The 9188-nt window shown below is 46.6% G+C and carries 10 protein-coding genes; 2 read left to right on the top strand and 8 right to left on the bottom strand.

Annotated elements, in window-relative coordinates:
- Positions 1-4: 4 nt before the first annotated feature.
- The 4 genes from A3SI_RS10745 to A3SI_RS10730 all read right to left on the bottom strand — a co-directional run bounded on the left by A3SI_RS10745 (position 5) and on the right by A3SI_RS10730 (position 2323).
- Complete coding sequence (locus tag A3SI_RS10745) at positions 5-385, bottom strand: hypothetical protein (protein ID WP_009055812.1); 381 nt, start codon at positions 383-385, stop codon at positions 5-7.
- Between the two features lie 165 nt (positions 386-550).
- A complete protein-coding gene (locus A3SI_RS10740; RefSeq protein WP_009055811.1) occupies positions 551-1378 on the bottom strand; it encodes an LruC domain-containing protein in 828 nt (275 codons plus the stop codon).
- Entirely contained in the window at positions 1351-1791 is a 441-nt protein-coding gene (locus A3SI_RS10735; protein WP_162098450.1) for a hypothetical protein, read from the bottom strand. Before A3SI_RS10735 ends, A3SI_RS10740 begins: the two co-directional genes overlap by 28 nt.
- Positions 1792-1942: 151 nt before the next feature.
- Positions 1943-2323: a hypothetical protein gene (locus tag A3SI_RS10730; RefSeq protein ID WP_009055809.1), complete on the bottom strand. Its 381-nt coding sequence runs from the start codon at positions 2321-2323 to the stop codon at positions 1943-1945.
- 349 nt (positions 2324-2672) lie between these two features.
- Between A3SI_RS10730 and guaB the strand changes: the two genes are divergently transcribed.
- Positions 2673-4151 (top strand): IMP dehydrogenase, encoded by a 1479-nt coding sequence (gene guaB, locus A3SI_RS10725; protein WP_009055808.1) that lies wholly within the window; start codon positions 2673-2675, stop codon positions 4149-4151.
- A gap of 223 nt (positions 4152-4374) precedes the next feature.
- A complete protein-coding gene (gene purU, locus A3SI_RS10720; RefSeq protein ID WP_009055806.1) occupies positions 4375-5229 on the top strand; it encodes a formyltetrahydrofolate deformylase in 855 nt (284 codons plus the stop codon).
- Between the two features lie 110 nt (positions 5230-5339).
- On the opposite strand, the gene A3SI_RS17520 is transcribed toward purU, so the two are convergent.
- The 4 genes from A3SI_RS17520 to A3SI_RS10710 form a co-directional block, all read right to left on the bottom strand.
- Positions 5340-6194 carry a M16 family metallopeptidase gene (locus A3SI_RS17520; protein WP_050977495.1) on the bottom strand — a complete coding sequence of 285 codons (855 nt, stop codon included), beginning with the start codon at positions 6192-6194 and terminating at the stop codon, positions 5340-5342.
- 163 nt (positions 6195-6357) lie between these two features.
- Positions 6358-7584: a M16 family metallopeptidase gene (locus A3SI_RS17515; RefSeq protein WP_262491777.1), complete on the bottom strand. Its 1227-nt coding sequence runs from the start codon at positions 7582-7584 to the stop codon at positions 6358-6360.
- Positions 7585-7595: 11 nt separating this feature from the next.
- Entirely contained in the window at positions 7596-8171 is a 576-nt protein-coding gene (locus tag A3SI_RS17510) for a M16 family metallopeptidase (RefSeq protein WP_050977493.1), read from the bottom strand.
- Positions 8172-8269: 98 nt separating this feature from the next.
- Positions 8270-8974 carry a lysoplasmalogenase gene (locus A3SI_RS10710; protein WP_040670715.1) on the bottom strand — a complete coding sequence of 235 codons (705 nt, stop codon included), beginning with the start codon at positions 8972-8974 and terminating at the stop codon, positions 8270-8272.
- Positions 8975-9188: the final 214 nt, after the last annotated feature.

Below are 9188 nucleotides of genomic sequence, written 5' to 3'. Positions count from 1 at the left end.
AAGCTTAGTCATTTACAGGGAAGTTAAAGGTGATAGAAGACTGACGTGCGTTTGCGTTTACGCTAAGTGAGCCGAAGCTGACGTCTAGGCGTTCGATCTGAGCCGGAACGGCCACTTCGATACGTAAGGCATCATTAGCTGGCTGAAGCGCTTGGTAAAGGACCACGCCCTCGGGAGTGCTTACCGTGAAGAGTGCGCTAAAGTCAACCGGTGCTTTTAGTGGTTCGAATTCCACCTGTACGGAACGAAAACTGGACCAATTAAAACCCTGAGGAGCGCTCATGGCGTTTTGGTCAAAAAGGTTCTCCACAGACGGATTTTCCTGCGGCATGCAGGAGGCGAAAGCGAAGAGTGCCACGAGCAAGGTAAAAAGATAAGTTTTCATGTGAGTGTGTTTTAGAATATACGAAAGGTAGCTTTCTTTCACGTAAACGATGGTTTCTTTCGATGTAGCCCCGTTTATTTTCGATGAAACGCAAAAAAGGAGGACGAAAACCGTCCTCCCTTTAGATAAACAAATCTTTTTTAATACGATCTGGAAGTATCCAGTTTAGCGGAAAAGCTTATTGTTGTTTCTGAATCCGCTATTATTCTCAAACCAATTCGGGAATTTTTCACCTGCGGTGCGTGCCCATTCAGGGAAGTTAAGGTATCCTTCGGTAATGTCCACACCTTCATGCATGAAAGGGATATCTTTCGGAACGAGGATGGCCCAAGGTAGATTGTCTCCATCAGAGGTGTAGCTTGTACCGTTCAGACTGTTGTCCGAGTTGGTTCCCAAAAGGCTTGGGTCAGATAAGCTAGTACCTTGTCGACCTGCCAGGTGAATTTCGCGGCCTCGGTTTTGATTAACGATCAAGTAAGGGTTAAAGGTCTCATAGTTAATCTGGTCTGCCTTGATACCAGCGCTTTCGCGCACTTTAATGCTTATGAGGATAGGCTCTGCCGTGAAAGGTGCGGCTGATGCGTTACGAAGTGGGTTATTGGCGAAAGGAATCACTTGATTGATGTTCTCGAAGATTATGACAGAAAGCGCGTTTTGGCCGGCTTCTGCTCCATTCCCTTGGTAGGAGAAGATAGAAGAACCCCCTTTAACTGTTCCGGTAATTTCCGTGACGGCGGAACTAGGTAGGGTAGGGAATGCTACCGCAAAGCTGTTTTGGAACGTCGCTCCTGCTGCTCGGGGAAGGATTTCAAGTTTGATTTCCTTTAAAATGCCGCCTAGTGCCGTACTCACTTTCTCTGCTTTGATACCTACGACGAAGTCATTAAAGTCATAATCCCCTAAGCCTGGCCATAAATCTTCGAACATGAGCGTGCTGAAATCATTTGTACCTAAAATAGAGGTGGTCACATCCGGAGGAATAACAGGGGCCACTTTCGGCAGACAGTTGTTGGTCGGATCAGCCAGAATTCACCAGGGATAACGATATCATCTACACCCATACGGCCCGTTCCACCTTCCCCTAAGAAAGAAATGAGGATACGGTGCGTTTGACCTACGATGGCTGCTGGCACAGGAACTGTGAGGGTAGTTACGTCGGTGAAACGCGGATTAGAGAATTCTTGTGTAAAGAAAGTAATAGGAGTGCCATTTTGGGAGGGCACATTTGTATCCACTGGTATATAACTTACCAAAACGCGTCTATTTGTGGCGGGATTGCCATCAGTTCGTACTTTGAAGCTGATATCCCCAGCTGCAAGACGGATCCATGGAGTTCCTAAGGCTTGTGCAGTGAGGTTTACATTATTAGTAACTTGCCCAGAGCGTGCAGAGAAGCTACCATTCATTGGGATAGAGTTATTAACTACAAAACCTAGGAAAGCCCAGCAGTTGTAAAAAGCTCGATCACCCAACTCCATATCGTTGGTAACTTGCTGCTGTGCTTGCGCACCAAGTGCGGTGAGTAAGAGGGCCGCAGAGAAAAAGAGTGTATATAGCTTATTCATTGTTCGTAGGGAGCTGGAAGAAGATGTCAGATTGATTTGCATTTGCGGAAACGGTGAGTGAGCCGTACGTGATTTCTACGCGGTCCATTTGAGCCGGCAGGCTCAAAGCGACCTTTAAACCGCTATTTACATCCTGTAGCGCTTGATAGAGCACTACTCCATCCATAGTTTTCACTGTGAATAGGGCGGAAAAATTCATCGGCGCGGTTAGGGGCGTAAAGTTTACATTCACGGTCCGAAAATTAGACCAGGTGAATCCCTGGGGTGCGTTTACAGCGATACCATCAAGGGCATCGTTCGTTACAGGAGCTTCCTGAGGCATGCATGCGAGGGTGCCGAAAGCTAGCAGGGTGACATAAAAGAGTTTTTTCATTAGCGTGTTTTTTTAGCTTGTGCCAAAATTAGAAGATGTACCTGTTAGTCTATTTTTTTTTCGACTAAGTGGCTCTTTTTTTCGATAAAGCCTTTTTATTTTATTGTTTTGTACTTTACTAAGGTTATTACTTGAATAAATAAAAGAGTGCAGGTGAAGTGCTCATCGTTGGTGTCGCCTCATCCTTAAGACAGTTTCAGCGTATACGCTGACCTTTAAACCAAGCATGAGTTCAAAACGAAATACTGTGAGAGGAAAAAACATGCGCCTCTTCCGATAAATATTTGGTTTATATCAGGTCCGCTGTGTATCTTTGACGGGCAAATAAGGTTCCCTAACCAAATTTGCCATGAACAGAAATTCAGATAAATTCCTTTTCGAAGCGCTCACCTACGATGACGTGCTTCTGGTACCCGGATACTCCGAAGTTTTACCCCGCGATACGGATACCTCCTCCCAGCTTACTCGAAACATTCGCTTGAACATCCCCCTCGTTTCCGCTGCCATGGATACCGTGACGGAGGCTGAGCTGGCCATCGCCATTGCTTTGGAGGGCGGCCTCGGCTTCATTCATAAGAACATGAGCATTGAGAAGCAGGCGGCGCAGGTGCGCAAAGTGAAGCGCTCTCAAGCTGGAATGATCTTAGACCCGATTACCTTAGACATCGAGGCCCGCGTTAAAGATGCGGAAGCCATCATGCGCGAATTTTCTATCGGGGGTATTCCTGTGGTGGACGCAGCGCGTGTCCTTAAGGGGATTATCACAAACCGTGACTTACGCTTTATCAAAGATCCTCAGATGAAAATCAAGGATATCATGACGAAGGACAAGCTCATCACGGCAAAGGCAGGCGTGACGCTGGAGGCTGCAGAGGAAATTTTACAAGAATATAAGATCGAGAAGCTTCCTATCGTCGATGAGCAGTACAAGCTTACCGGCCTGATTACCTATAAAGATATTTTAAAGCGTAAAGACAAGCCGCATGCCTGTAAGGACGAGTACGGACGTCTTCGTGTAGGCGCCGCCGTCGGGGTTACCGCGGATATCGAGCAGCGTGTGGAGGCTCTCGTACAGGCGGGTGTGGATGTAGTTTCCATCGACACCGCACACGGACATTCGAAAGGTGTAATCGAAACTTGTCGCCGCATCAAGGCCGCTTTCCCGGAATTAGAAGTAATCGTCGGAAATATCGCTACACCAGAAGCAGCGCTCGCCCTAGCCGAAGCAGGAGCAGATGCAGTGAAGGTGGGCGTAGGCCCAGGTAGTATTTGTACCACACGGGTTATCGCAGGTGTGGGTGTCCCGCAGCTTTCCGCCGTGTATGAATGCGCAGAAGCCCTAAAGGGCAAAGGCATTCCAGTGATCGCCGATGGAGGGATTCGCTATTCTGGGGATTTGGTAAAGGCCATTGCCGCAGGCGCTTCCTCGATTATGATCGGATCTCTACTGGCAGGTACCGAAGAGGCTCCGGGAGAAATGATTATTTTCGAAGGCAGAAAGTTTAAAAGCTATCGGGGCATGGGCTCACTCGAAGCCATGGAGTCTGGATCGAAGGATCGTTACTTCCAAGATGCGGAGGACAATATTAAAAAGCTTGTTCCTGAAGGTATCGTGGGGCGTGTAGCGTACAAAGGTCTCGTGGCAGAGGTTCTCTATCAGTTAGTCGGTGGATTACAAGCGGGCATGGGCTACTGCGGTACAGGAACAATCGACGCCTTACAGCGCGACGGAAAATTCGTAAAAATTACGGCAGCAGGGGTGAAAGAGTCGCACCCACACGATATCAGCATCACCCGTGAGGCACCGAATTACTCGGCGAAAATGTAAGTAAACCTGATGCAGATTAAAAATAAGGGTAAGCCTTTTTCTTTCTTTAAAAAATAGACCGAAGCCATCGGTCTATTTTTTTTCGCCTCCATTATATTCAAATTATTAATTCCGCATTAGAAATGATTAAATTTTATAAATAACGCATATAATCAACGGTTTTATAAGAAATATACCTAACTTTACGGCTCTACAGCGTACACGAACCCAAAATACTTTCGCTATGAAAAAAGCCATTATGATTATACAGTGCCAAGATCAGCGGGGCATAGTCGCTGCCGTCTCTGACTTTCTTTTTGCACATTATGGAAACATATTAGAAATAGACCAACATGTAGACCAGGAGTCGGGCATGTTTTTTATGCGCGCTGCATGGGAGCTGGAAACCTTCTCCTTGCCTGAGGAGCATATTTTACCCACTTTTGAGCTGGCGATAGGTAAAAAGTTCGGTATGAAGCATCAGCTGTATATCGAAAATAAGAAGCCTAAAATGGCACTCTTCGTCAGTAAGCAGTCCCACTGCCTTTTTGATGTTTTAAGCCGGCATTATTCGGGTCAGTTTCAGGTAGAGATTCCTTTTGTGCTTTCCAATCATGAAACGCTGCGCCCCATAGTGGAGGCTTTCGGTATCCCCTTCCATCATATCCCTGTTTTATCGGGTGAAAAAGAGGTAGCCGAGGCGGAACAACTGGCACTTTTGGCGGAACATCAGGTAGATTTTATCGTTTTGGCCCGCTACATGCAAGTGTTATCCGAGGACTTCGTGTCACGCTATCCAAATAAAATTATCAATATCCACCATTCCTTTCTGCCTGCCTTCGTAGGTGCAAAACCTTATCACGCCGCTTATGAACGAGGGGTAAAAATTATCGGGGCTACTGCCCATTATGTGACAGCAGTGTTAGATGCCGGACCCATTATCGAACAAGATGTGGCGCGTGTACGCCATCATAACACGATCTCAGACTTGGTACAAATCGGTCAGGATGTCGAAAAAGTCGTACTCTCGAAGGCTATTAAATATCACCTAGAGCGAAAAGTATTACCAGTGGGGAACAAAACAGTCATTTTTTATTAAGTATCCAGGCCTTATGCCTATGAAAAAGCCCCACCTGGCGGGTGAGGCTTTTACGGAATGGTCCCAACGGAGTCTATTACATAAGTTGAGTTCCACCTGCTTCTGTTACTTTAGGGCATACTTTCTTCTAAAACAGCCTCATTCGTAGCATTTTCTTGATTAAAATCAGCTGGCAGCTGCTGTACTACGAGCGCTTGTTCTTCCTTAAATAATTTGGCAGCCATTCGCTGTACCGCCTCTGCGGGGAAGTTGTCGATGATTTCTTCGAAACCGAATAACTCTTCCGCAGTAAAGGTTTCCTCATGGAAAATGGAGGTAAGTTGTGCGTTCCAATAGGTGTTTCGGTTGAGACTTTCTCTGTAGGAGCGTTTTCTTTTCTCTTTTACTTTTGCGAGTGTTTCTTCTGGAATTCCGTTTTCTACTATCTTTTGAAGCTCAGCACGAACTGCGGCGATAAGTGTTTCTGTTTGGTCGGGGCTGCACGGGAAGTAGATGGAAAGGCCATACTGAGAGTCAGGAGCTCTGCTCGCCTCTCCCGAAGCTGAAATGCTGTATACGCCAGACAGTTTTTCACGAATTTCTTCGATCAAAATGATGGAAAGCGCATCGGAAAGGTACCCTACAGCTCTTCCCTCCTCCTTGGTGTAAGGAGCCTGCGTTCCATAGCGTAGAAAAACCGTGCTTTTTTGATCTTGGCCGATGAAAAAGCGCTCATTTACCTGCTGTGGAGGGAAGATAGCTAGCGCCTGGGGCGTTTCTCGGGAAGCGGAACCTGGTAGACTTCCGATATACTGTGCGGCTAGGGCCTCGAACTGCTCAGGATCGATATTTCCAGTGAAAAAGAAGTCGAAATTTCCTGCATTCCCAAAGCGCTCTTTATAAATATCCATCGCGCGGTCTAAGTTGATGAGGTCAAGCTGCTCGGGCGAATTGATGCCCATAGCGCGCGGATTATTGTTGGCCATTAGCTCGCTTAAGGCGATCGAAAATTGGAAGTCGGGATTTCCTGCTGCTGAGCGTAAATATTCTTTATTGTTATTAATGTATACTTGGAAGAGCTTTTCGTCTCTTCTAGGCGCGGTAAAATAGAGATGTATAAGCTGCAGCGCCTCCTCTGCATCTTTCGGGCTAAAAAACCCTTCTATATCCTGACTGTAGCGTCCGATATTCGGCGTTACGCTGAGACTTTTGCCAGGCGAGTACTTTTTTCAGTTGTGTAGGATCGAAATCACCCACTCCCATGGTATTAATCAGTACCCCAGCCGAAATGGCACTGTAGTGATCTTCGGCAGCGGTCAGTGAAATTCCTCCTTTGCCAAGCACCCGAAATACAATTTCATCATTTTTAAAATCGGTCTGTTTGTAAAAAACGCGAGCACCATTTTCGAATGTGAGTGCTTTTACATCCAGTTCCTCATGGTAGTTAGTAGCGGAAATCTTTCCCGCCTCAGGAAGTTCAGCTAGGAGTCTATCCGCTAGCTGCTCTTCTTCTTTAGGGGTTAATTCCATAGCGGCCACCTCAGCTAACAACTGAAAGGTTTCTGTCTCTTCGGGTATGCCTGTTACATTTGGCGGAGCCAAAAAGAAGCTGGCAGATCGTTCATGCTGAATCATTTTTTGGCCGGCGCGCTGTATATCTGCTACGCTTATATTAGGAAGCAGTTCTGTATAAATGGCAAGGGTAGTGGCTTCATCCATGCCGTAGCCTTGCCCCAGAAAATGGCTTTGGTAGCGGCTCACGAGGGCGGAAGATTCTTTTTTATCGGCCTCTTTTGCGCTGCGCTCGACATTATTCAAAATGCTTTTTTTCGCTCTTTCGATTTCCTGAGCTGTAAAACCATGCTGTGCAGCTCGGTTTGCTTCTATGGCTAGCGCTCTTAATGTGGCTTCTGCGGAACCGTCTTTGGCCACCCCCTGGAGCATAAAGTTATCCACTGAGCGTACCAATGGCGAATAAGAGGCGCTCGCAAATAAAAAGGGGCTTTCGGGATCTTCAGAAAGCTCCGCAAATCGCTGATTTAGAAGTGCAGCATAAAGCGTGTACTGTAAGCGTTCGCGAAGGGATTGCAGGTTGGTGTACCCTACAGCGGGAAGGGAATAGACTAATAAAGAGATGGTTCCTGGTGCTTCATCATCTCGTAAAACCTTGGCCACGGGCGCAGTGGGCATAGGCGCTGCGAGTTGAGGTCGTGTAAAACCGCCGTCCGTAGCGGCGATATCACCAAAATACTTTTCCGTAAGCTGACGTAGGGTCGCTTCATCTACATCTCCCACTGCTACGAGCGCCATATTTTCGGGGCGGTACCAGCGCTCGTAAAATCCACGGAGGGTCGCTGCATCAGCACCTTTAACGATTTCGATATCTCCTATGGGAAGGCGATCCGGATAGCAGATCCCGCCAAAAGCGTTTTTATCAGCGTCTGGCTAAAGCGCTGAGAAAAGCCTAAGCTTCCCCTCCACTCTTCCTCGATAATACCTTTTTCATTTTCAACTTCCTCTTCGTCGAAGCTCAAGCCCACTGCCCAGTCACGCAGCACTAGGAAGCCATTTTCGAGAATTTCTGGATCATCAGAGGGGATGGGCAACATATATACTGTCTCGTCGAAGCTGGTGAAGGCGTTCAGGTCGCCGCCAAACTGTACGCCCACACTTTGGAGGTAGGAAACCAATTCATTTTTCTCGAAATTCTCACTGCCGTTAAAGGCCATGTGTTCGGTAAAGTGTGCGAGGCCGCTTTCGTGATCCTCTTCCAGGACAGAGCCGGCATTTACGACCAGGCGTAGTTCGACCTTGTTAGCGGGTTTTGGGTTATGCTGGATGTAGTAGGTAAAGCCATTTGGAAGCTTTCCCTTTTGGACCCTGGGGTCCAAAGTAATGTTCTGTGCCTGCACTGTCCACAGCGTCAGGAGCATAAAGCTTAGGGAGCTTAAAATTTTTTTCATGTACTGATGTAATTAATTTCCCTTACAAGGTACACATTCAAGAGAGGAAAGCCCAAAATTAAGCGCTTAGATTCGTTTACTGTCTAAGGTGGTACGCCTTAAGTGCCGATTTCGCGCAGCATATACATAAAATGTTCACGCATTCCCATGACGATTAATAGCTGTGCGATGGCGTAGGTACCCATGACCAGTACGCCGGCTTCTTCGAATGGGCGGAAAAAGAGATTTAGTGCCAGTAAAGCATCTGAAAGCATAAAGAGGAGGGCGCCGATAAAGGTTTGCCAAAAGCTGGCGGAGTTGGTTTTTTTAAAGCGTTCTCGGGCGGTGGTGGCCATGGTCACTATGACGATAAGGTATATAATGACGGGGATGCGAAGTTCTCCTAAGCCGGGAGAGATGAGAAAATAAACGATGGCAGCCCCGATGTATATGGGGAGATTGTACAGGAAAAGATTGAAAAAATTGATGTTTTCTATGGAAAAGGCTTTTTTCTGGCCGATTTTAAAGGCGGCGATATAGCTGACGTGCGCCATCAGGAAAGCGCCGAGGCCATAGAGAAATAGGGAGGGGAAGAGGAGAAGTATGTCTCCTATGAGGGAAAATACAAGCGCCGCCACGATGCTTTTGCGCAGGATGCTTCCCGATATGACGATACTTTGGCTGTAAAAGAAGATAAGTAAGCAGGTAATGATCAGTGGTTTGGAGAAATACCGGTAGCTGATGAGTCCAGAGGCGGTAAAATAGACATCTAGAAGGGCGGCGAATAAAAAGAGATAGAGAGGAAGAAGGCGTTTTTTGTCCATGACCAAATATAATGCTTTTTTAGGCATTCAAACTGCTTTTTTATAGCGATTTATTATGGAAAATCTGCATAACATACAGGTAATAATCTCTTAACATAACAAGGTATGGCCAAATGAAGTTTTCCTTCTGTTTCGATAAGCGTTTATTTTTAGGGTAAAATCGGTCGATTTCGAGGATGAAGCAAAGAATGCTTCGCTACCAATGTTAAGTTAA

This window comes from Nitritalea halalkaliphila LW7, from assembly GCF_000265075.1.
Taxonomy (GTDB): Bacteria; Bacteroidota; Bacteroidia; order Cytophagales; family Cyclobacteriaceae; genus Nitritalea; species Nitritalea halalkaliphila.
This window is presented reverse-complemented; position numbering and strand designations above follow the sequence as displayed.